This is a genomic window from Pseudomonas sp. LAIL14HWK12:I10 (genome assembly GCF_900184205.1).
GTDB lineage: Bacteria > Pseudomonadota > Gammaproteobacteria > Pseudomonadales > Pseudomonadaceae > Aquipseudomonas > Aquipseudomonas kermanshahensis.
In genome coordinates this window covers 17,250-39,643 of record NZ_FXWU01000010.1, presented here as the reverse complement: position 1 = coordinate 39,643, position 22,394 = coordinate 17,250, and the positions used below count along the sequence as shown (strand labels likewise).

The following is a 22,394-nucleotide window of genomic DNA, read 5'->3' as shown; positions in this document are numbered from 1 at the left end:
GCAATCAGCCCAGGCATTCGCCATGGGCACGCAAGGCCCGGCGCGCGTAATAGCTGAACGCGGCGCCATGGCGTTTTGGCGTGGAAATCCAGTCATGGGCTTCTTTGCCAAGTGCTTCGGGGATGGGGCGGATTTCACCGGCGCCCATGGCCAGCAACTGCATCCTCGCCGCACGTTCGAACAGCAGGGCGAGCACGCAGGCTTCTTCGATCGAGCGGCCGGCGATCAGCAGGCCATGGTGGGAAAGCAGAATCGCCCGCTTGTCGCCGATGGCACTGGCGATGATCTCGCCTTCTTCGTTGCCCACCGGCACGCCTGGCCATTCCTTGAGGAAGGCGCAATCGTCGAACAGCGGGCAGAGGTCCATGTGCGAGATGGCCAGCGGCACTTCGAGCATCGACAAGGCTGCGCTGTGCAGCGGGTGGGTATGGATGATGCAGTTGACGTCAGGGCGTGCGCGGTACAGCCAGCTGTGGAAGCGGTTGGCGGGGTTGGCCATGCCCTGGCCTTGCAGCACCGTCAGGTCTTCGTCCACGACCAGCAGGTTGGAGGCCGAGATCTCGTCGAAGCCCAGGCCAAGCTGTTGCGTGTAATAGGTGCCAGGTTCCGCAGCGCGTGCGGTGATCTGCCCGGCCAGGCCCGAATCGTGGCCGCCGTCGAACAGAATCCGGCAGGTCAGTGCGAGCTTCTGGCGCGGGGTGTAGGTGTTGTCGGCCAGCGCAGTCAGCATTTGCTGTTGGGCACGTTTGACGAGCTGGTCCTTGGGGGTCTGCATGGTCGTGGTCACAGTGGGGTACCTGCACGGGATAAGGGCGATGACGTCCTGGTTGCCGTGGCTGGCTTCAGGACACACGCCGATCTTAATGACACTTTGTGTCATATGCAAGCGAAGTGTCATCGCGCCATGGCTCACCCCATGACGACCTGCGCAGGTATCCCTTACTCGTGCTTGGCGGTGGCCTCTTTTTCCAGAATCCTCGCCCCTGCACCGTCCTTGCCCAGCACATCCTCGGGGTTGCGCAGCGGGCAGTCTTCCAGTGACAGGCAGCCGCAGCCAATGCAGTTGTCCAGGCTGTCGCGCAACGCTTCCAAGGTGCGGATGCGTGCGTTCAGGTCTTCTCGCCAGGCCGATGACATCTCACCCCACTGCGCTGCCGTGAGTTTGCTGTTCGGCGGGTAGCGGCCAAGGGCACGCTTGATGACCTCGAGGGGGATACCCGTGCGCTGGGCCACCTTGATGATGGCAATGGTGCGCAACACCAGCGCGGGGTAACGCCGCTGGTTGCCGGCGGTGCGCGTGCCGGCGATCAGCCCCTTGGATTCGTAGAAGTGCAGGGCGGATACCGCAACGCCACTGCGCTTGGCGACTTCGCCGACAGTCAGCAGCCGCGTGCTGTTGGTGGATGATTTGGCTGTCACACCTGTTGACCTCAAGTTAAGTTGAGCTCTTATAGTCCTGCCCGATCTTTCCTGCAACCACCCCGCTGATCGGAGCAAGGCATGAACAAAAGGATGTTACTGGCCATGACTGTCGCCGCAGTCGGTGCCTTGGTCGGCGCCTACGCATTGACGAGCAGTAGGGTAGCGGCCCAACAGGCCGCGGCGTGGCCGGTCACCAAAGTTGCGCTGGCCACTGCCGAGCCGGTCGACCTGGCGCGGCAACGTTTTGCATCGGGGGAGCTGGAGGCGGTCAATCAGGTGCAGGTCGCGGCCGAGGTGGCAGGGCGCATCACCCACATCGCCTTCGCGTCGGGGCAGGCCGTGCGTGCCGGGCAGTTGCTGGTACAGCTCAACGATGCGCCCGAACAGGCCCAGCGCGTGCAACTGCGGGCGAAGCTGCGCAATGCCCAGGTCGCGGCGCAGCGGGCCAGTAAGTTGCGCGCGCTGAATGCCGTTTCGCAAGAGCTGCTGGATAACGCGAGCACAGCGGTGGATGTGGCCGCGGGTGAGCTGCAGCATGTCGAAGCGCTGATTGCGCAAAAAGCCATACGCGCACCGTTTGCAGGCAATGTGGGTATCCGCCGTGTTCACCAGGGCCAGTACCTGGGCGCTGGCGAGGCGATTGCCAGCCTGACGGATACACGCCAGTTGCACGTCAATTTTTCCCTCAGCGAACAGGCGGCCCCCGAAGTGACTGTCGGGCAACTGCTGGAACTGACCGTCGATGCTGTGCGCGGGCGGGCGTTTCAGGCACGGGTAGTGGCGGTCGACCCGCTGGTCAGCAAGTCACGCCTGGTCCAGGTGCAGGCTGCCCTGCCAAACCTGGATGGGCAACTGCAGCCGGGCATGTATGCCGGGGTCCGTCTGCCTGCCGCGCAGCCGTCGAGGGTGCTGGCCGTGCCGGAAACGGCGATCACCTACACCGCCTACGGGCAGACGGTGTTCATTGCCAGGCAGGATCAGCAGGGCGTCACCAGCGTCAACCGGGTACCGGTAACGACCGGTGAGCGCTGGCAGGGGCGCGTGGAAGTCACCTCGGGCCTCGCGCCGGGCGACAGGGTGGTGGTTTCCGGCCAGCTGAAATTGAGTGATGGCATGCAGGTCGAGCAGGTCGCAGAAGACAGCCTGCTGGACGTGGCTGGGGGGCAGCAACCGTGAACTTCACCGATACCTTCGTGCGTCGCCCCGTGCTGGCGCTGGTGGTCAGCAGCCTGATCGTGCTGATGGGGTTGTTCGCCCTGGGCAAGTTGCCGGTGCGTCAGTACCCCTTGCTGGAGAGCGCGACCATCACCATCAGTACCGACTACCCCGGCGCCTCCGCCGAACTCATGCAAGGCTTTGTGACCCAGCCGATCAGCCAGGCGGTTTCTTCGGTTGAGGGCGTTGACTTCATGTCGTCATCATCGTTGCAGGGGCGCAGCCTGATTACCCTGCGCATGCTGCTCAACCGAGACCCGACCCAGGCGCTGGCCGAGACCATGGCCAAGGTCAACCAAGTGCGCTACCGCTTGCCCGAGAAAGCCTACGACCCGGTGGTGGAGCTGTCTGCAGGTGACTCCACGGCGGTGGCGTATGTCGGCTTCTCCAGCCAGACCCTGTCCATCCCAGAACTCAGTGACTACCTGTCGCGGGTGGTTGAGCCGCTGCTTTCGGGGATCGACGGCGTGGCCAAGGTGCAGACCTTCGGCGGGCAGAGCCTGGCCATGCGCCTGTGGCTCGACAGCGAGCAGATGGCCGGGCGCGGGGTGACGGCTGCCGACGTCGCACAAGCGGTGCGGGCCAATAATTACCAGGCCACCCCAGGGCAGGTGCGCGGGCAGTTCGTGCTGGCCGATATCCAGGTCGACACCGACCTGACCCGCGTCGAGGACTTCCGTGACCTGATCATCCGCAACGACGGCACCGACCTTGTGCGCCTGCGTGATGTGGGCACTGTCGAACTGAGCGCGGCGGCCACCCGCACCAGTGCCACCCTGGATGGCAAACCCGCTGTGCACTTGGGGTTGTTCCCCACGCCATCGGGTAACCCGCTGGTCATCGTCGACGGCATTCGCGAATTGTTGCCGCAGATCCAGCAAACGCTCCCGCCCGGCGTGAAGGTGGCGCTGGCCTATGAGACTGCGCGTTTCATCGAGGCTTCGATCGAAGAAGTGTTGCGCACGCTGGTGGAAGCGATGCTGATCGTCGTGCTGGTGATCTGGCTGTGCCTGGGGTCACTGCGCAGCGTGGCGATCGCGGTGGTGGCCATTCCGTTATCGATGCTGGGTGCAGCGGGGTTGATGCTGGCGTTCGGCTTCAGCCTCAACCTGTTGACCTTGCTGGCGATGGTGCTGGCCATCGGCCTGGTGGTGGACGATGCCATCGTGGTGGTGGAGAACGTGCACCGTCATATCGAAGAAGGGCAGACACCGGTGGCGGCGGCGTTGGCCGGTGCACGCGAAATCGCCGGGCCGGTGATCGCCATGACCCTGACCCTGGCCGCCGTGTACGCGCCCATCGGCTTGATGGGGGGGCTGACCGGCACGTTGTTCCGTGAATTTGCCTTGACCTTGGCGGGGGCGGTGATCGTTTCGGGTGTCGTTGCACTGACCTTGTCGCCGGTGATGAGTTCGTTGCTGCTCAAACCCGGCCAGCAGGATGGGGCCATGGCCCAGTTCGCCGAAAGGGTGTTCGCTGCGCTCACAGCGGCCTATGCCCGGGCCTTGGCGTTTACCTTGGCGCGGCGCTGGCTCAGTGCTGGTGTGGCCCTGCTGGTTTGCCTGAGCCTGCCCTGGCTGTACCTGTTGCCGCAGCGCGAGCTCGCACCGCCGGAGGACCAGGCGGCCGTGCTGACGGCAATCAAGTCGCCGCAACAGGCAAGCCTGGACTACGTCGAGCGCTTTGCCAGCAAACTCGACCAGGTGATGAAATCGATTCCCGAAACCACCGACACCTGGATCATCAACGGCACCGACGGGACGGCGGCCAGCTTCGGTGGCATCAACCTCAGTGCATGGCAGCAGCGCAAGCGCTCTGCCGCGCAAATCCAAGCGCAGCTGCAACAGGCGGTCGCGGACATCGAGGGCAGCAGCATCTTCGCCTTCCAGGTGGCGTCGTTGCCAGGTTCCAGTGGTGGCTTGCCGGTACAGATGGTATTGCGCAGTGCCCAGGATTACCCGGTGCTGTACCAGACCATGGAAGTGCTCAAGCAGCGCGCCCGCGAGAGCGGTTTGTTCAGCGTGGTGGACAGCGACCTGGACTACAACAACCCGGTGGTCAAGGTCAGCATCGACCGCGCCAAGGCCGCCAGCCTGGGGATCAGCATGCAGGACATCGGCGAGTCGCTGGGCGTGCTGGTGGGCGAGCAGTACCTGAACCGCTTTGCCCTGTTCGGTCGCGCCTATGACGTGATCCCGCAAAGCATCCAGGACCAGCGCCTGACCCCGTCGGCCCTGAATCGCCAGTACGTGCGGGCCGAAGATGGCAGCCTGGTGCCGTTGTCCACGGTGGTGCGCCTAGACCTGCAGGTCGCGCCTAACCGCCTTTTGCAATTCGACCAGCAGAACGCAAGCACCCTGCAGGCCATCCCCGCGCCCGGTGTCTCAATGGGCAAGGCCGTGGCATTTCTGCAGCAGCTTGCCGCCGAGTTGCCGCCCGGTTTCAGCCATGATTGGCAATCGGAGTCACGCCAGTATGTGCAGGAAGGCTTTGCCCTGATGTGGGCCTTTCTTGCGGCCTTGGTGGTGATCTACCTGGTGCTGGCCGCGCAGTATGAAAGCCTGGTGGACCCGCTGATCATCCTGGTGACCGTACCGTTGTCGATCTGCGGTGCGTTGCTGCCGCTGGCGCTGGGCTGGGCCACGTTGAACATCTATACGCAGATTGGCTTGGTCACGCTGATCGGGCTGATCAGCAAGCACGGCATTCTGATGGTGGAGTTCGCCAACGAGATTCAGGTGCGCGACAACCTTGACCGTGCGGCGGCCATTATGCGCGCCGCGCAAATTCGCCTGCGCCCGGTGTTGATGACCACGGCGGCGATGACCTTCGGTGTGATACCGCTGTTATTTGCCAGTGGCGCAGGGGCCAACAGCCGCTTTGGGCTGGGTGTGGTGATCGTCTGCGGCATGTTGATCGGCACGCTGTTCACCTTGTTCGTGCTGCCGGCGATCTACACCTGGCTGGCGCGTGATCACCGGGTGACCACCCTGCGTAAACAGCAACTGGCAGACGCCGAGCGGAGCGTTGGGCTGAGTGTGCCTTGAGTGTTCATGTGGCGCCCCGGTGCCATATACCGCGGCGCCTGCATCGCCGGCAAGCCGGCTCCCACAGGATTCGGGGCTCGCTTGCGATGTTTGTTCTCTGCGTGACAGCCCAGCCCAGAGGAACAGGCGCGCAAATGCCCGGTTAGGCGCGTTCTGGTTTAAGGTGCGCGTAGGCCAAAATGGACTCTCACTGGAAGGACACGACACTGATGGACACTGCTTTTTCACCTGTCGCCGAGCGCCTGCACAATCGCCGATTCGCGGTAGCGAACAATGCACAAGGGCTCTCCGGTGCTGGCACGGTCTTTCATTACGTTGTCGATGGAAGCGCCATAACCAGCCACTATCAGGGCGGCAGGATCCGGATTGGCAATCAGGTAGGCCGTGTTACAGGCCCCGACACGATCGAGCTTCTTTTTCAGTGTTTGACCACCGAAGGTGAAATGCTGGCCGGCTGGTCGCGCGGTACGGTGGGGCTCGATCAAGCCGGTCGCACCACGCTGCACTTCGTTTGGGGCTGGTTGTCGGGGGCGACGGGGGGTGGCGAATCCCGCTACGTCGAGCTCGTCGAGTAGCAGCAGCCCCCCCCCCGCAGCGCTCACTTGCCGCTGATCACCCGGGTCCACAGCCGGGTGCTCAAGCGCATGCCTGCCGGTGACAGGGTCTGGATCGGGAACAGCGTATCCGGCACGGCCTGGGATGGGTACACCGCCGGGTTGTCGAGGAACGCCACGCCACAGGCGCTCAGCTTGCGCTGGTTGCTGCCCAGGCTGAGCTTGTAAGCGCTGAACTCGGCGTTGTGCCTGTCCATTGAAACCGTGAGCGGGGAGGTGGTGGAAACAAGCGGCGATTGCGATGCCTAAGTACTGTATTTGCGAGATGGCCTTGATGATCGGTCGCTGACGGTGTTGTTCGATGAGTACCTGATCCCGGTCTGCGCGCCGCGCCTGGGCATGCACCCATAGTCAGGCTATGTAGGTCATTTTCGAAACCCGCTCCGATTCCCTTTATCCCGTTGCACGCTGCACGTTGGGAATTTAGTCTCGCGCTTTCCGCGTCGTGTCGCACAGCACATACCATGCATCAGGACGGCGTTTGTGTGTGTTGATTTGCGTATGATTTTACGCAATATTGTGTGTTGTCGATTCGGGGGAGCCGCTGCATCTCCTCCCGTCTCCCTTTACTCTCTGGAGGCAATGCAGCAAACCGATGGGAGCAAGCATGCGATGGCTGGACTAATGACCAGAGCTGAGCAGGCGGTGTCTGCTACGGCAATGGCTAGAACGTTTGGAGCGCGTTTAAAGGAAGTGACGAGCGGGGATGCAACCCACCTCGTCATTTTCAAGGACAACGAGCCGGCTGCTGTGCTGATAGGTGTTGAGGCCTACCAAGCCATGCAGGACGAGCTCGAAGATCTGCGCGCAGAACGGCTGGCTGCCGAGCGCCTACTCAGCCTGAAAGAGGAAAATAGCGTGAGCCTTGAAGACATGGAGGCTCGCTTCAGGTAGGAACGCGATGATCTGGAATGTCAGGTTTCACCCTGAAGTAGAAAATGACCTTCTGCAGCTTGGGCGCGCGGAGGCACAAAGAGTCCTCAGAGTGGTGCGTGAGCGTATCGCAGGAGGCGAGCCTGACAAGCTAGGCAAGCCCCTTAGGGGCGTGCTGGCGGGTTGCCGCAGAATTCGCACAGGCGATGTGCGCATTGTCTATCGAATTAACGGCACCGAGATCGTTCTGGTTCTCTGCATAGGTGCCAGACGCGACGATGAAGTGTACGAAGCAGCCTACAAACGTGTGTAAACCCTAAGTCCCGCTTCGGCGAGGTTTAGGGTTTCCTGCTTGGGAAATGACAGCCCTCAAACCTCGCAGACAAACGTCCCCGTCCCCTCAAGAATGTTCTGCAGCGTCTCCTTCACCTCGTCCAGGTCGCTCAGTTCGCTGGTCAGGATGATCTCCAGCGCTTCATCCCCCCTCAGCGCATCGCGGTCCCCGGCCGCCACTTCGATCAGCAGGCGCTGCGCGCTCAGGGTCACTTTCAGCCCGTCCAGCGTCGACGGCTCGTCATCCAGGGTCAGGTCAACCGTGTCTTCATCTGGGTAACGGGTAAGCAGGAACATCTGACCCTTGTCGCTGTGGCAGCAGAGGGTTGCCATGTTGTCTTCCTCGTCATCGCAAGGGGTGGCGAAGAGCAGGGCGGTCTTGATTTGCATGGACAGGCTCAGGTCAAAGGAAACGGAAGGGAATTCTGACAGTCTTGCACGTATCCATAAACGTAAAGTTACCCCCCCTTGACCGAAATTGTCGCAGCGCTGCAAGCGTTGGTGACTACTCAGTCGTTAAGCTTCGGCGAGCCCTGGGCGTGCTGTGCACGTCCAACGCCTGGTTATAACCGTCCGCCATGCCACGGGTTGGCTATCGTTGATCCGTACACGGCGCACGCGAGCGACGCTTCAATTATTACAAAGCCCAAGCGGAGTACCACAGATGGCGTTTTTCACCGCAGCCAGCAAGGCCGACTTCCAGCATCAACTGCAAGCGGCTCTGGCGCAGCACATCAGCGAACAGGCACTGCCACAAGTGGCGCTGTTCGCCGAACAGTTCTTCGGCATCATCTCTATGGACGAACTCACCCAGCGCAGGCTTTCCGACCTGGCTGGCTGTACCCTTTCTGCCTGGCGCATCATCGAGCGCTTCGACGCCGAACAACCTCAAGTGCGGGTGTACAACCCTGATTACGAACGCAACGGCTGGCAATCGACCCACACCGTGGTCGAGGTGCTGCACCATGATTTACCCTTCCTGGTCGACTCGGTGCGCACCGAGCTCAACCGCCGTGGCTACAGCATCCACACCCTGCAAACCACGGTACTGAGCGTACGCCGCGGTGCCAAGGGCGAGCTGCTGGAGCTGCTGCCCAAGGGTACCCACGGCGAAGGCGTGCGCCATGAGTCGCTGATGTACCTGGAGATCGACCGCTGCGCCAACGCCGCCGAACTGACGGTGCTGGCCCGTGAAATCGAACAAGTGCTGGCCGAAGTGCGGGTGGCGGTCGCCGATTTCGAACCGATGAAGGCCAAGCTGCGCGAAGTCGTGGCGCTGGTGGAACAGACCGCGTTTGGCCCGGCGCAGCATGACAAAGGCGAGGTGAAGGCGTTTCTCGAGTGGCTGCTGGACAACCATTTCACCTTCCTCGGCTACGAAGAATTCACCGTCCAGGGCGGCAGCGATGGCGGCCAGATGGTCTACGACGAACAGTCGTTCCTCGGCCTGCCACGGCGCCTGCGCGTGGGGCTGACGCCTGAAGAGCTGCGTATCGAAGACTACGCCGTAGCCTACCTCAACGAGCCGCTGCTGCTGTCCTTCGCCAAGGCCGCGCTGCCCAGCCGCGTGCACCGCCCGGCCTACCCGGACTACGTGTCGATCCGCCAGCTGGACGCGGATGGCAAGGTGGTCAAGGAACACCGCTTCATGGGCTTGTACACCTCCTCGGTGTATGGCGAGAGCGTGCACGCCATCCCGTACATTCGGGTCAAGGTGGCCGAAGTCGAGCGCCGTTCGGGCTTCGACCCCAAGGCCCACTTGGGCAAGGAACTGGCCCAGGTGCTCGAAGTGCTGCCGCGCGACGACCTGTTCCAGACCCCGATCGACGAGCTGTTCAGCACGGTCATGGCCATCGTGCAGATCCAGGAGCGCAACAAGATTCGCGTGTTCCTGCGCAAAGACCCATACGGCCGCTTCTGCTACTGCCTGGCCTACGTGCCGCGCGAGGTCTACTCCACCGAAGTGCGGCAGAAGATCCAGCAGGTGCTGATGGAGCGCCTCAAAGCCAGCGACTGCGAGTTCTGGACCTTCTTCTCCGAATCGGTGCTGGCGCGCGTGCAGCTGATTTTGCGGGTCGACCCGAAGAACCGCATCGACATCGACCCGCAGCAGCTGGAAAACGAAGTGATCCAGGCTTGCCGCTCGTGGCAGGACGATTACTCGACCCTGGTGGTAGAGAACTTCGGCGAAGCCCAAGGCACCAACATCCTGGCCGACTTCCCCAAAGGCTTCCCGGCGGGCTACCGCGAGCGCTTCGCGGCGCACTCGGCCGTGGTCGACCTGCAGCATGTGCTGGGGTTGTCTGAAAGCAAGCCGCTGGCCATGAGCTTCTACCAGCCGCTGACCCAGGTCGGCGAGCGTACCCTGCATTGCAAGCTGTACCACGCCGACACCCCGCTGGCGCTGTCCGATGTCTTGCCGATTCTGGAAAACCTCGGTTTGCGCGTGCTTGGCGAGTTCCCGTATCGCCTGCGCCACGCCAATGGCCGTGAGTACTGGATCCATGACTTCGCCTTCACCTACAGCGAAGGCCTGAGCCTGGATATCCAGCAGCTCAACGACACCCTGCAGGACGCCTTCATCCACATCGTCCGCGGCGATGCCGAGAACGACGCCTTCAACCGCCTGGTGCTGACCGCCGGCTTGCCGTGGCGCGATGTGGCGCTGCTGCGTGCGTATGCCCGTTACCTCAAGCAGATCCGCCTGGGCTTCGACCTGGGCTACATCGCTAGCACCTTGAACAACCACACCGGTATCGCCCGCGAACTGACCCGGTTGTTCAAGACCCGCTTCTACCTGGCGCGCAAACTGACCCAAGACGATCTGGACGACAAGCAGCAGCGTCTGGAACAGGCGATCTTGACGGCGCTGGACGATGTTCAGGTGCTCAATGAAGACCGCATCCTGCGTCGCTACCTGGACCTGATCAAGGCCACCCTGCGCACCAACTTCTACCAGCCCGATGCCAACGGCCACAACAAGTCGTACTTCAGCTTCAAGTTCAACCCCAAGCTGATCCCCGAGCTGCCAAAGCCGGTACCCAAGTTCGAGATCTTCGTTTATTCGCCACGGGTCGAAGGCGTGCACCTGCGCTTCGGCAACGTCGCCCGTGGCGGCCTGCGCTGGTCAGACCGCGAGGAAGACTTCCGCACCGAGGTGCTCGGCCTGGTCAAGGCCCAGCAGGTGAAGAACTCGGTCATCGTGCCAGTCGGCGCCAAAGGCGGCTTCCTGCCGCGCCGCCTGCCCCTGGGCGGCAGCCGTGACGAGATCGCTGCCGAAGGCATTGCCTGCTACCGCATCTTCATTTCTGGCCTGCTCGACATCACCGACAACCTCAAGGACGGGGGCGTGGTGCCGCCGGCCAACGTGGTGCGGCACGATGAAGACGATCCGTACCTGGTGGTGGCCGCCGACAAGGGCACCGCGACGTTCTCGGACATCGCCAACGGCATCGCCATCGATTACGGCTTCTGGCTGGGCGACGCCTTTGCCTCGGGCGGCTCGGCCGGTTATGACCACAAGAAGATGGGCATCACCGCCCGTGGCGCCTGGGTGGGTGTACAGCGCCACTTCCGCGAGCGCGGCATCAACGTGCAGGAAGACCCGATTACCGTGATCGGCGTCGGCGACATGGCCGGCGACGTGTTCGGCAATGGCTTGCTGATGTCCGACAAACTCAAGCTGGTGGCGGCGTTCAACCACCTGCACATCTTCATCGACCCGAACCCGGAGCCGGCCAACAGCTTCGCCGAGCGCAAGCGCCTGTTCGACCTGCCGCGTTCGGCCTGGAGCGACTACGACACCAGCATCATGTCCGAAGGCGGCGGGATCTTCCCGCGCAGTGCCAAGAGCATTGCCATCAGCCCGCAGATGAAAGAACGCTTTGCCATCGAAGCCGACCGCCTGACCCCGACCGAGCTGCTCAATGCCCTGCTCAAGGCGCCAGTCGACCTGCTGTGGAACGGCGGCATCGGCACTTATGTCAAGGCCAGCAGCGAGAGCCACGCCGATGTCGGCGACAAGGCCAACGACGCCCTGCGCGTCAACGGCAACGAGCTGCGCTGCAAGGTGGTGGGCGAGGGCGGCAACCTGGGCATGACCCAGCTTGGCCGGGTCGAGTTCGGCCTCAATGGCGGCGCGACCAACACCGACTTCATCGACAACGCCGGCGGCGTGGACTGCTCGGACCACGAGGTCAATATCAAGATCCTGCTCAATGAAGTGGTGCAGGGTGGCGACATGACCGAGAAGCAGCGCAACCAGTTGCTCGGCAGCATGACCGAAGAAGTCGGCGCGCTGGTGCTGGGCAACAACTACAAGCAGACCCAGGCGTTGTCCCTGGCGGCCCGCCGCGCTCGCGAGCGGATTGCCGAATACAAGCGCTTGATGGCGGACCTGGAAGGGCGTGGCAAGCTCGACCGAGCCATCGAGTTCCTGCCGTCCGAAGAGCAACTGGCCGAGCGCCTGGCGGCTGGCCAGGGCCTGACCCGTGCCGAGCTGTCGGTGCTGATCTCGTACAGCAAGATCGACCTCAAGGAGCAACTGCTGAAGTCGCTGGTGCCGGACGACGATTACCTGACCCGCGACATGGAGACCGCGTTCCCGCCGTCACTGGTCAGCAAGTTTGCCGAGTCCATGCGCCGTCATCGCTTGAAACGCGAGATCGTCAGCACCCAGATCGCCAACGACCTGGTCAACAACATGGGCATCACCTTCGTCCAGCGCCTGAAGGAATCGACCGGCATGAGCCCGGCCAACGTGGCGGGCGCCTATGTGATCGTGCGCGACATCTTCCACCTGCCGCACTGGTTCCGTCAGATCGAAGCGCTGGACTATCAGGTGCCGGCCGAAATCCAGTTGACCCTGATGGACGAGTTGATGCGCCTGGGCCGCCGTGCCACGCGCTGGTTCCTGCGCAGCCGCCGCAACGAGCAGGATGCCGGGCGTGATACCGCGCATTTCGGGCCGAAAATCGCGCAACTGGGGCTCAAGCTTGACGAACTGCTGGAAGGCCCGACCCGCGAGCGCTGGATGGTGCGCTACCAGGGCTTCGTCGACGCCGGTGTGCCAGAGCTGCTGGCGCGCATGGTGGCCGGTACCAGCCACCTGTACACCTTGTTGCCGATCATCGAGGCGGCGGATGTGACCGGCCATGACCCGGCGCAGGTGGCCAAGGCGTTCTTCGCCGTGGGCAGCTCGCTGGACCTGACCTGGTACCTGCAGGAGATCAGCAACCTGCCGGTGGAAAACAACTGGCAGGCCCTGGCCCGCGAGGCGTTCCGCGACGATATCGACCTGCAGCAGCGGGCGATCACCATTTCTGTGCTGCAAATGGTCGATGCACCGCAGGACATGGATGCCCGGGTGGCGCTGTGGGCCGAGCAACACCGGGTGATGGTCGAGCGCTGGCGCGCGATGCTGGACGACCTGCGCAATGCCACCGGGACTGACTATGCGATGTACGCGGTGGCCAACCGCGAGCTGGTCGACCTGGCCATGAGCGGGCAGGCGGTGGTGGTGCCGTCCTGATCGGTGGTCTGAAATGAAAAAAGCCCCGGCAGCGATGCCGGGGCTTTTTTAGGCGGGCTTGCCCCGCGAAGAGGCCGCTGCAGGCTTACTTGAACCGCCGCTCCACGCCTTTCTCCACCAGAATCTTCGCCGAAATCTCTTCCACCGAAAAATGCGTGGAATTGATATTGGGAATGTTCTCCCGCCGGAACAGGCTCTCTACCTCGCGCACCTCGAACTCGCACTGGGCAAAGCTGGAATAGCGGCTGTTGGGCTTGCGCTCGTGGCGGATGGCCGTCAGGCGGTCCGGGTCGATGGTCAGGCCAAACAGCTTGCTGTGGTGCTTTTTCAGCACCGCCGGCAGTTGCAGGCGCTCCATGTCATCTTCGGTCAGCGGGTAGTTGGCCGCACGAATACCGAATTGCATGGCCATGTACAGGCAGGTTGGCGTCTTGCCGCAGCGCGAGACGCCGACCAGAATCAGGTCGGCCTTGTCGTAGTAGTGCGTGCGCGCGCCATCATCGTTGTCCAGGGCGAAGTTGACCGCCTCGATACGCTCCATGTAGTTGGAGTTGCCGCCAATCGAGTGGGATTTGCCCACGGAATACGACGAATGGGCGGTCAATTCTTGCTCGAGCGGGGATAAAAACGACGAAAAGATGTCGATCATGAAGCCATTCGAGGTCGCCAGGATCTCGCGGATGTTCTGATTGACGATGGTGTCGAAGATGATCGGGCGCACACCATCGCGCTCGGCGGCAGCGTTGATTTGCTGCACCATGGTGCGCGCTTTGTCTGGCGTATCGATGTAGGGGCGGGTGAATTTGTTGAACGGAATGCTTTCGAATTGAGCGAGCAAGCTTTGCCCCAGGGTCTCGGCGGTGATGCCGGTGCCGTCGGAGATGAAGAACGCGGTTCTTTTCATTTGCACCCTGGGCCTTAAGCTGATGACGTTTCTTGGATATGATAAGTTCGGTTTGCCGAATGCGGCTGTCGGCATTCTCACTTATTTTCCAGGTACAGGCCACAAACGCCCGGCCAAGTCAAAGCAGACAGGCGGGCGCCTTTGAGCTTTTCCAACACAGTTAGTGGAGAGATCACCTTGGTAGAGTACGTAGTTTCCCTCGATAAGCTCGGCGTCCATGATGTGGAGCATGTGGGGGGCAAGAACGCATCCCTGGGCGAGATGATCAGCAACCTTGCGGGTGCTGGTGTATCGGTGCCGGGCGGCTTTGCCACTACGGCGCAGGCGTACCGCGATTTTCTCGAACAGAGTGGTCTCAACGACCGGATCCATGCCGCACTCGATGCGCTGGACGTGGATGACATCAACGCCCTGACCAAAACCGGCGCGCAGATTCGCCAGTGGGTCATGGAAGCCGAATTCCCGGCGCGTCTGGATGCGGAAATCCGTACGGCCTTCGCCGAAATGGCCGCTGGCAACGACAACATGGCCGTTGCCGTGCGCTCTTCGGCCACCGCCGAAGACCTGCCGGACGCCTCGTTTGCCGGTCAGCAAGAAACCTTCCTCAACATCCGCGGCGTCGACAACGTGATCCGCGCGGCCAAGGAAGTGTTCGCCTCGCTGTTCAATGACCGCGCCATTGCCTACCGCGTGCACCAGGGCTTCGACCACAAGCTGGTGGCCCTGTCGGCCGGCGTGCAGCGCATGGTCCGCTCCGAGACCGGCACCGCTGGCGTGATGTTCACCCTCGACACCGAGTCGGGCTTCCGCGACGTGGTGTTCATCACCGGCGCCTATGGCCTGGGTGAAACCGTCGTGCAGGGTGCGGTCAACCCTGACGAGTTCTACGTACACAAAAACACCTTGCAGGCAGGCCGCCCGGCCATTCTGCGCCGCAACCTGGGCAGCAAGGCGATCAAGATGATCTACGGCGACGAGGCCAAGGCCGGTCGTTCGGTCAAGACCGTCGAAGTCGACCGCGCCGAACGCGCCCGCTTCTGCCTGAGCGACGCCGAAGTCAACGAACTGGCCAAGCAGGCCATGATCATCGAGCAGCACTATCAGCGCCCGATGGACATCGAGTGGGCCAAAGACGGTGACGACGGCAAGCTGTACATCGTTCAGGCCCGCCCTGAAACCGTAAAAAGCCGTTCCAGCGCCAATGTCATGGAACGCTACCTGCTCAAAGAGAAAGGCACCGTACTGGTCGAAGGCCGCGCCATCGGCCAGCGCATCGGCGCCGGCAAGGTCCGCGTGATCAACGACGTGTCGGAAATGGACAAGGTCCAGCCGGGCGACGTGCTGGTCTCCGACATGACCGACCCGGACTGGGAACCGGTCATGAAGCGCGCCAGCGCCATCGTCACCAACCGTGGCGGGCGTACCTGCCACGCGGCGATCATTGCCCGTGAGCTGGGTATTCCGGCCGTTGTCGGTTGCGGCAACGCCACCCAACTGCTCAAGGACGGCCAGGGCGTGACTGTCTCCTGCGCCGAAGGCGATACCGGCTTCATCTTCGAAGGCGAGCTGGGCTTCGACATCAAGCAGAACTCGGTCGACGCCATGCCGGACCTGCCGTTCAAGATCATGATGAACGTCGGCAACCCGGACCGTGCCTTCGACTTCGCCCAGCTGCCCAACGCCGGTGTCGGCCTGGCGCGCCTGGAGTTCATCATCAACCGCATGATCGGCGTGCACCCCAAGGCGCTGCTGAACTATGCCGGCCTGCCGGCAGAGCTCAAGGACAGCGTCGACAAGCGCATCGCTGGTTACGACGACCCGGTCGGCTTCTATGTCGAGAAGCTGGTCGAAGGCATCAGCACCCTGGCGGCAGCCTTCTACCCGAAAAAGGTCATCGTGCGCCTGTCGGACTTCAAGTCCAACGAATACGCCAACCTGATCGGCGGCAAGCTGTACGAGCCGGAAGAAGAAAACCCGATGCTGGGCTTCCGTGGCGCTTCGCGTTACATCAGCGAATCGTTCCGTGACTGCTTCGAGCTCGAATGCCGCGCGCTGAAGCGCGTGCGCAACGAAATGGGCCTGACCAACGTCGAAATCATGGTGCCGTTCGTGCGCACCTTGGGCGAAGCCAGCCAGGTCATCGACCTGTTGGCCGAAAACGGCCTGGCCCGCGGCGACAATGGCCTGCGCGTGATCATGATGTGCGAGCTGCCGTCCAACGCGATTCTGGCCGAAGAGTTCCTGGAATACTTCGACGGCTTCTCGATCGGCTCCAACGACCTGACCCAGCTGACCCTGGGCCTGGACCGTGACTCGGGTATCATTGCGCACCTGTTCGACGAGCGTAACCCTGCCGTCAAGAAGCTGCTGGCCAACGCCATCCAGGCGTGCAACAAGGCCGGCAAGTACATCGGCATCTGCGGCCAGGGCCCATCGGACCACCCAGACCTGGCCAAATGGCTGATGGAACAGGGCATCGAAAGCGTGTCGCTGAACCCGGACTCGGTGCTCGAGACCTGGTTCTTCCTGGCCGAGGGCCAGGGCGCAGCCTGATGCAGTGAATTGCGGGGGCGCGTCTGGCGCGCCCCCGCCTGGTTTTATCCAGGGCGAGTTCCAGTAATGGTTCCCGCCCTTTTTTGTGCACCAAGCAACCTTATGCATAGCAGCAGCACTTTATTTCCCGTGGCCTTGCTCAGCGCAGAGCGCCGAGGCGACTTGAGCGAGGACGTGTACCGGATCAAGGCTGGCAACAGCCCCGACCCGAGCGTCGAGCTGGCCGTGACCCGCCTTGGGTTGGCCGACCAGCCAGGCGCCCAGGGCGTACCGGTCATTCTCTTGCACGGCAGTTTCTCCAACCGCCGTTTCTGGTATTCGCCCAAAGGCATCGGCCTGGGCGCGTTTCTCGCCCGCGCAGGTTTTGATGTGTGGATCCCAGAAATGCGTGGCCATGGCCTGTCGCCGCGCAATCGCCAGTGGCAGCACAACCGTGTCGCCGACTATGCCCGCGATGACTTGCCCTTGGTTGCTGCATTCGTTCAGGAGCAGGCCGGCCAGGCGCCGCACTGGGTTGGCCATTCCCTGGGCGGTACCACCCTGGCCGCCGCACTGGGTGGCGGGTATTTGCCGCCTGAGCAAGTTGCCAGCGCGGCGTTCTTCGGCACCCAGGTCAGCCGCGTGTACTGGCCCTTGAAAGTGCCGCCGGTGGTGTGGGGGGCGAAGTTTTTGCTCAAGCGCTGGCGGCAGATTCCGGGGCAGCGCTTAAAGCGTGGCCCCGAGGACGAGCCGATCGGCCTGGCCCTCGAAAGCATGCGCTGGCATGGCCTGTTCGGGCGCTTTGGCGACAAGGACAATGACTGGTGGGCCGGGCTTGCACGGGTCGATGTGCCGGTGCTGGCCGTGGCCGGCGCGGGCGACTTCCAGGACCCTGTATGGGCTTGCCGCAAGCTGTTCGAGCAGTTGGGCGGGGCGCGCAAGCAGTTTCTGCGGCTGGGGCGCGAGGAAGGCTTCGAGGCGTTCGGGCATGTCGACATGCTGGTCAGCAAGGCAGCCCAGGCTCAGGTCTGGCCGTTAGTGGAGCGCTGGTTGAGGGACCCCTTGGTGCCCGTGCATGCTTCGATTGTGATGGCGGAGCCTGTGTTGGCCAGCTGATTCTGTGCGGCCTTTACTGGCCCTTTCGCGGGCAAGCCCGCTCCCACAGGATCACTGCAGCTCCTAGGCCAGTGGTATTCCTGTAGGAGCGGGCTTGCCCGCGAAAGGGCCGGTACAGGCACAAGCTGACCACTCAGTCCTGGATGACTGCGACAGCCTCTCCGGTGTAGCCTTGGCCCACACCCGCTTTCGTTGTGACTGACAGGAGCTTCCCATGCAGCATTACGTAACGCCCGACCTCTGCGACGCCTACCCAGACCTGGTCCAGGTGCTCGAACCCATGTTCAGCAACTTCGGCGGCCGCGATTCGTTCGGCGGCCAAATCGTCACCCTCAAATGCTTCGAAGACAACTCGCTGGTCAAGGAGCAGGTCGAACTCGACGGCAAGGGCAAGGTGCTGGTGGTCGACGGCGGCGGTTCGCTGCGCTGTGCGCTGCTGGGCGACATGCTGGCCGAGAAAGCTGCCAAAAATGGCTGGGAAGGTTTGGTGATCTACGGCTGCGTACGCGACGTGGACATCCTGATCCAGACCGACGTCGGCGTGCAGGCCCTGGCCAGCCACCCGAAAAAGAGCAACAAGCGCGGCATCGGCGAGCTCGACGTGCCGGTGACCTTCGCCGGCGTGACCTTCCGCTCGGGTGAATACGTATATGCCGACAACAATGGCGTGCTGGTTTCGCCAAGCCCGCTGAAAATGCCGGAGTGATGCGCCGCACGCGCTGATGGAGCTTTGATGTTCGAGGAAGACAACGCGCAGTGGGGGCTGGTGCATGCCCTGGTGCTCGATGGCAAAGGCGGCGCGCGCTCGATTGCCCGTACCGAACTGGACGACCTGCAACTGCACCCCCAGGAAAGCCTCTGGCTGCACTGGGACCGCAGCCACCCGCAAACCCGTACCTGGCTGCTGCGCGACAGCGGCCTGAGCGAGTTTGCCTGCGATTTGCTGCTGGAAGAAAACACCCGGCCGCGCTTGCTGCCGCTGGTGGATGAACAGTTGTTGCTGTTTTTGCGCGGGGTCAACCTCAACCCGGGCGCCGAGCCTGAAGACATGGTTTCGGTGCGCATTTTCGCCGAGGCGCAGCGGGTCATCTCGCTACGCCTGCGGCCGCTGCGGGCCAGCGACGAGATTCTGCAGTTGCTCAGCGAGGGCAGGGGGCCGAAGTCGGCTTCCGAGTTGTTGCTGTTGATGGGAGAACTGCTGACCGAAAAGGTCCAGGGCCTGGTCAGCGACCTGTCCGAATTGGTTGATCTCGAAGAAGAAAAGGTCGAATCCGACGAACGGTACACTCCAGAGCAGGGCAGCCTGCAGCAGATCCGCCGTCGGGCCGCTGGCCTGCGGCGTTTTCTGGCGCCGCAGCGTGAAATCTACGCCCAGCTGTCACGCAGCAAGTGGAGCTGGTTCGCCGATGCCGACGCCGACTACTGGAACGAGTTGAACAACAGCCTGATCCGCTACCTCGAAGAGCTTGAGCTGACCCGCGAGCGGGCCGCGCTGGTGCTTGAGAGCGAGGACCGGCGCCGCAGCGAGCGGATGAACCGGACCATGTACCGCTTCGGCATCATCACCTGTATTTTCCTGCCCATGAGCTTCGTCACCGGGCTGCTCGGCATCAACGTCGGCGGTATTCCGGGGTCGAACAGCCCGTATGGCTTCTTGTTCGCCAGTCTGTTGGTGCTGGGTTTGGCAGTGGGGCAGTGGTGGCTGTTCCGGCGGTTGCGGTGGGTGTGAATGGCTATTGACCTGCACTGTGTGACCCATCGCTGTGCCATCTCGTCTCTTGCTGATACTGCGCGAGGTGCCCATGCACGATCCGTTTGAAGAATCCCTGCGCGACCTGCTCAAGGCGTCACCGTCCGGCCAGGACCGAGATGACGCCGCCTGCTTGGGTCGTGTGCTGAAAACCGCCAACCGCCAGGTCGGTGCGGGTGATCTGTTCAGCCTGCTTGGCCGTTGGAGCCAGGCGCTGCTGATTGCCGTCAACAATGGCTCGGCGCATGTTGCGCCCGTGCGTAGAAACTCTACCCGCAACGCTGCCAGCGGCAGCAAAGCAGATAAGGCCGATTGAATATGGAACTGGATCTCTGGACCCAAAGCCTGGTCACTGCCATGACGGCCCTTTGGACCAAGGTGGCGAACTTCATCCCTAACCTGTTCGGCGCGCTGGTGGTGGTGCTGCTCGGTTTCGTAGTGGCCAAGCTGCTCGATGCGCTGCTCTCCAAATTGCTTGCCAAGCTTGGCCTGGACCGCCTGATGGCCGGTACCGGGCTGACCAAGATGTTGAGCCGGGGTGGCATCCAGGTGCCGATATCGACCCTGATCGGCAAGATCGTCTACTGGTTCGTGTTGCTGATCTTCCTCGTCTCGGCCGCTGAATCGCTGGGCCTTGAGCGGGTTTCGGCGACCCTCGACATGCTTGCCCTGTACCTGCCTAAAGTGTTCGGCGCGGCGCTGGTGCTGCTGGCCGGCGTGCTGCTGGCGCAGGTGGCTAATGGCCTGGTGCGCGGTGCAGCCGAAGGCATTGGCCTTGAGTATTCCGCCGGTATTGGGCGTATTACCCAAGGCCTGGTGATCATCATCAGCATCTCGGTGGCCATCAGCCAGCTCGAGGTCAAGACCGACCTGCTGAACCACGTGATCGTCATCGGGCTGATTACCGTTGGTCTGGCCGTTGCCTTGGCCATGGGCCTCGGCAGCCGCGAAATCGCTGGGCAAATTCTGGCCGGCATCTACGTGCGCGAGCTGTACCAAGTCGGCCAGCAGGTGCGGATTGGAGAGGTCGAAGGGCATATCGAGGAAATCGGCACGGTGAAGACGACGCTGTTGACCGATGATGGCGAACTGGTGTCGCTGTCTAACCGCGTGTTGCTTGAGCAGCGTGTCAATAGCCGCTAACCGCACAAAAGCTGTTAATGTATGCCGCCGCGAAATCGACCCCACGGGGTCGAGCGGCGACATTGACCTGACTGTCGGCCAGATCCGTTTTGAATAAAGTTCATTCGCCGCCCATGCGTTATGACCCCCGCGAGCTCACCGACGAAGAGTTGGTGGCGCGTTCGCATGAGGAGCTGTACCACGTTACCCGCGCCTATGAGGAGCTCATGCGGCGCTACCAGCGGACCCTGTTCAACGTCTGTGCACGTTATTTGGGGAACGACCGGGATGCCGACGATGTCTGTCAGGAAGTGATGCTGAAAGTGCTGTACGGGCTGAAGAACTTCGAAGGTAAATCGAAGTTCAAAACCTGGCTCTACAGCATCACCTACAACGAGTGCATTACCCAGTACCGCAAGGAGCGACGCAAACGTCGGTTGATGGATGCCTTGAGTCTGGACCCTATTGAAGAGGCGTCCGAAGACAAGGCACCCAAACCCGAAGAAAAAGGCGGGCTGGACAAATGGCTCGTGCATGTGAACCCGATCGATCGGGAAATCCTGGTGCTGCGATTTGTCGCGGAGCTGGAATTTCAGGAAATCGCAGATATCATGCACATGGGCCTGAGCGCGACGAAAATGCGTTACAAGCGCGCGCTAGACAAGCTTCGAGAGAAATTTCACGGGCTGGATGAAACTTAAGCGCGTGCAATAATCTCTAACGAATCGGCGAGTTCTGCTAGACTAGCCGTCGAGTTGTCCCCCTTGTTGTTGGTGGGACTGCTTAACTATCACCAGATGGGGATTTAACGGATGAAATTGAAAAACACCTTGGGCTTGGCCATTGGCTCGCTCGTAGCCGCTACTTCGTTCGGCGTTCTGGCTCAAGGCCAAGGCGCAGTCGAAATCGAAGGTAACGTTACCAAGCAGTACTACGACAGCGAGCGTAACTTCAAGAACGACGGCACCAATCCTGGTGTTCGCCTCGGTTACTTCCTGACCGACGACGTCTCCCTGGACCTGGGCTACAACGAGACTCACAACGCTCGTGGTGAAGTCTTCAACAAAGACATCAAAGGTTCGAAAGCCAAGCTCGACGCTACCTACCACTTCGGTACCGTAGGCGATGCTCTGCGTCCGTACGTTTCCGCTGGTTTCGCTCACGAGAGCCTGGGCCAAGCTACCCGTAGCGGCCGCGACCACTCCACCTTCGCCAACGTTGGCGCTGGTGCCAAGTGGTACATCACCGACATGTTCTTCGCCCGTGCTGGCGTTGAAGCCATGTACAACATCGACAACGGCAACACCGAGTGGGGCCCATCCGTTGGTGTTGGTCTGAACTTCGGTGGCAGCGGTGGCAAAGTTGCTCCAGCTCCGGCTCCAGTAGCTGAAGTCTGCTCCGACAGCGACAACGACGGCGTGTGCGACAACGTCGACAAGTGCCCAGACACCCCGGCCAACGTTACCGTTGACGCCGACGGCTGCCCGGCTGTTGCCGAAGTCGTTCGTGTTGAGCTGGACGTCAAGTTCGACTTCGACAAGTCGGTCGTCAAGCCAAACAGCTACGGCGACATCAAGAACCTGGCTGACTTCATGAAGCAGTACCCACAAACCACCACCGTGGTTGAAGGTCACACTGACTCCGTAGGTCCAGACGCTTACAACCAGAAGCTGTCCGAGCGTCGTGCCAACGCTGTTAAGCAAGTCCTGACCCAGCAGTACGGCGTAGAATCGAGCCGTGTTGACTCGGTTGGCTACGGTGAGACCCGTCCGGTTGCTGACAACGCCACCGAAGAAGGTCGCGCTGTTAACCGTCGCGTTGAAGCGCAAGTAGAAGCCCAAGCCAAGTAATTGGTTCGATGCTTCATGAAAAACCCGGCCTCGGCCGGGTTTTTCTTTGCCTGCGATTTCATGGGTGCTGGCTTGCCAGCGAAGAG

The 22,394-nt window shown here is 62.0% G+C and carries 19 protein-coding genes; 14 read left to right on the top strand and 5 right to left on the bottom strand.

Annotated features, from left to right (window positions below):
- Positions 1-4 precede the first annotated feature (4 nt).
- The gene (locus QOS90_RS21080; RefSeq protein ID WP_189662755.1) at positions 5-775 is read right to left on the bottom strand and encodes an aldolase; all 771 of its coding nucleotides are present in this window, start codon (positions 773-775) and stop codon (positions 5-7) included.
- Positions 776-939: 164 nt separating this feature from the next.
- On the bottom strand, positions 940-1,386 hold the full coding sequence (gene soxR / locus QOS90_RS21075) for a redox-sensitive transcriptional activator SoxR (RefSeq protein ID WP_027596687.1): 447 nt from the start codon (positions 1,384-1,386) through the stop codon (positions 940-942).
- A gap of 114 nt (positions 1,387-1,500) precedes the next feature.
- On the opposite strand from soxR, the gene QOS90_RS21070 reads away from it, so the two are divergent.
- The 3 genes from QOS90_RS21070 to QOS90_RS21060 all read left to right on the top strand — a co-directional run bounded on the left by QOS90_RS21070 (position 1,501) and on the right by QOS90_RS21060 (position 6,259).
- Positions 1,501-2,598, top strand: coding sequence for an efflux RND transporter periplasmic adaptor subunit (locus QOS90_RS21070; protein WP_027596686.1), 1,098 nt, complete (start codon positions 1,501-1,503; stop codon positions 2,596-2,598).
- Positions 2,595-5,684 carry a MexW/MexI family multidrug efflux RND transporter permease subunit gene (locus tag QOS90_RS21065; RefSeq protein WP_085273663.1) on the top strand — a complete coding sequence of 1,030 codons (3,090 nt, stop codon included), beginning with the start codon at positions 2,595-2,597 and terminating at the stop codon, positions 5,682-5,684. The genes QOS90_RS21070 and QOS90_RS21065 overlap by 4 nt, the downstream gene beginning before the upstream one ends.
- 209 nt (positions 5,685-5,893) lie before the next feature.
- On the top strand, positions 5,894-6,259 hold the full coding sequence (locus QOS90_RS21060) for an avidin-fold protein (RefSeq protein WP_027596684.1): 366 nt from the start codon (positions 5,894-5,896) through the stop codon (positions 6,257-6,259).
- A 23-nt stretch (positions 6,260-6,282) separates the two neighbouring features.
- Here QOS90_RS21060 and QOS90_RS27685 read toward each other — a convergent pair whose 3' ends face one another.
- On the bottom strand, positions 6,283-6,495 hold the full coding sequence (locus QOS90_RS27685; RefSeq protein WP_256577470.1) for a hypothetical protein: 213 nt from the start codon (positions 6,493-6,495) through the stop codon (positions 6,283-6,285).
- A 463-nt stretch (positions 6,496-6,958) separates the two neighbouring features.
- On the opposite strand from QOS90_RS27685, the gene QOS90_RS21050 reads away from it, so the two are divergent.
- Both QOS90_RS21050 and QOS90_RS21045 read left to right on the top strand, forming a co-directional pair.
- A complete protein-coding gene (locus QOS90_RS21050) occupies positions 6,959-7,192 on the top strand; it encodes a type II toxin-antitoxin system Phd/YefM family antitoxin (RefSeq protein WP_027596682.1) in 234 nt (77 codons plus the stop codon).
- Between the two features lie 7 nt (positions 7,193-7,199).
- The gene (locus tag QOS90_RS21045; protein WP_027596681.1) at positions 7,200-7,484 is read left to right on the top strand and encodes a type II toxin-antitoxin system RelE family toxin; all 285 of its coding nucleotides are present in this window, start codon (positions 7,200-7,202) and stop codon (positions 7,482-7,484) included.
- A 56-nt stretch (positions 7,485-7,540) separates the two neighbouring features.
- Here the strand turns inward: QOS90_RS21045 and QOS90_RS21040 are convergent, their stop codons facing one another.
- Entirely contained in the window at positions 7,541-7,894 is a 354-nt protein-coding gene (locus tag QOS90_RS21040) for a hypothetical protein (RefSeq protein WP_027596680.1), read from the bottom strand.
- 274 nt (positions 7,895-8,168) lie between these two features.
- Between QOS90_RS21040 and QOS90_RS21035 the strand changes: the two genes are divergently transcribed.
- Positions 8,169-13,034, top strand: a complete 4,866-nt coding sequence (locus QOS90_RS21035) for an NAD-glutamate dehydrogenase (RefSeq protein WP_085273662.1) — start codon at positions 8,169-8,171, stop codon at positions 13,032-13,034.
- 85 nt (positions 13,035-13,119) lie between these two features.
- Here the strand turns inward: QOS90_RS21035 and ppsR are convergent, their stop codons facing one another.
- On the bottom strand, positions 13,120-13,938 hold the full coding sequence (ppsR, locus tag QOS90_RS21030; protein WP_085273661.1) for a posphoenolpyruvate synthetase regulatory kinase/phosphorylase PpsR: 819 nt from the start codon (positions 13,936-13,938) through the stop codon (positions 13,120-13,122).
- A 177-nt stretch (positions 13,939-14,115) separates the two neighbouring features.
- On the opposite strand from ppsR, the gene ppsA reads away from it, so the two are divergent.
- From ppsA to QOS90_RS20990, 8 genes are all read left to right on the top strand, one after another.
- Positions 14,116-16,491 (top strand): phosphoenolpyruvate synthase, encoded by a 2,376-nt coding sequence (gene ppsA, locus QOS90_RS21025; RefSeq protein WP_027596677.1) that lies wholly within the window; start codon positions 14,116-14,118, stop codon positions 16,489-16,491.
- A gap of 102 nt (positions 16,492-16,593) precedes the next feature.
- Positions 16,594-17,586 (top strand): alpha/beta fold hydrolase, encoded by a 993-nt coding sequence (locus QOS90_RS21020; protein ID WP_371098745.1) that lies wholly within the window; start codon positions 16,594-16,596, stop codon positions 17,584-17,586.
- Between the two features lie 214 nt (positions 17,587-17,800).
- Positions 17,801-18,292, top strand: coding sequence for a ribonuclease E activity regulator RraA (rraA, locus tag QOS90_RS21015; protein ID WP_027596675.1), 492 nt, complete (start codon positions 17,801-17,803; stop codon positions 18,290-18,292).
- Positions 18,293-18,319: 27 nt separating this feature from the next.
- The gene (cmaX, locus tag QOS90_RS21010; RefSeq protein ID WP_027596674.1) at positions 18,320-19,315 is read left to right on the top strand and encodes a divalent cation transporter CmaX; all 996 of its coding nucleotides are present in this window, start codon (positions 18,320-18,322) and stop codon (positions 19,313-19,315) included.
- A 73-nt stretch (positions 19,316-19,388) separates the two neighbouring features.
- Entirely contained in the window at positions 19,389-19,652 is a 264-nt protein-coding gene (locus tag QOS90_RS21005) for a hypothetical protein (protein ID WP_027596673.1), read from the top strand.
- A gap of 2 nt (positions 19,653-19,654) precedes the next feature.
- The gene (locus tag QOS90_RS21000; protein ID WP_027596672.1) at positions 19,655-20,479 is read left to right on the top strand and encodes a mechanosensitive ion channel family protein; all 825 of its coding nucleotides are present in this window, start codon (positions 19,655-19,657) and stop codon (positions 20,477-20,479) included.
- Between the two features lie 113 nt (positions 20,480-20,592).
- On the top strand, positions 20,593-21,159 hold the full coding sequence (gene sigX / locus QOS90_RS20995; RefSeq protein ID WP_033694384.1) for an RNA polymerase sigma factor SigX: 567 nt from the start codon (positions 20,593-20,595) through the stop codon (positions 21,157-21,159).
- A gap of 111 nt (positions 21,160-21,270) precedes the next feature.
- The gene (locus QOS90_RS20990; protein WP_027596670.1) at positions 21,271-22,308 is read left to right on the top strand and encodes an OmpA family protein; all 1,038 of its coding nucleotides are present in this window, start codon (positions 21,271-21,273) and stop codon (positions 22,306-22,308) included.
- Positions 22,309-22,394: the final 86 nt, after the last annotated feature.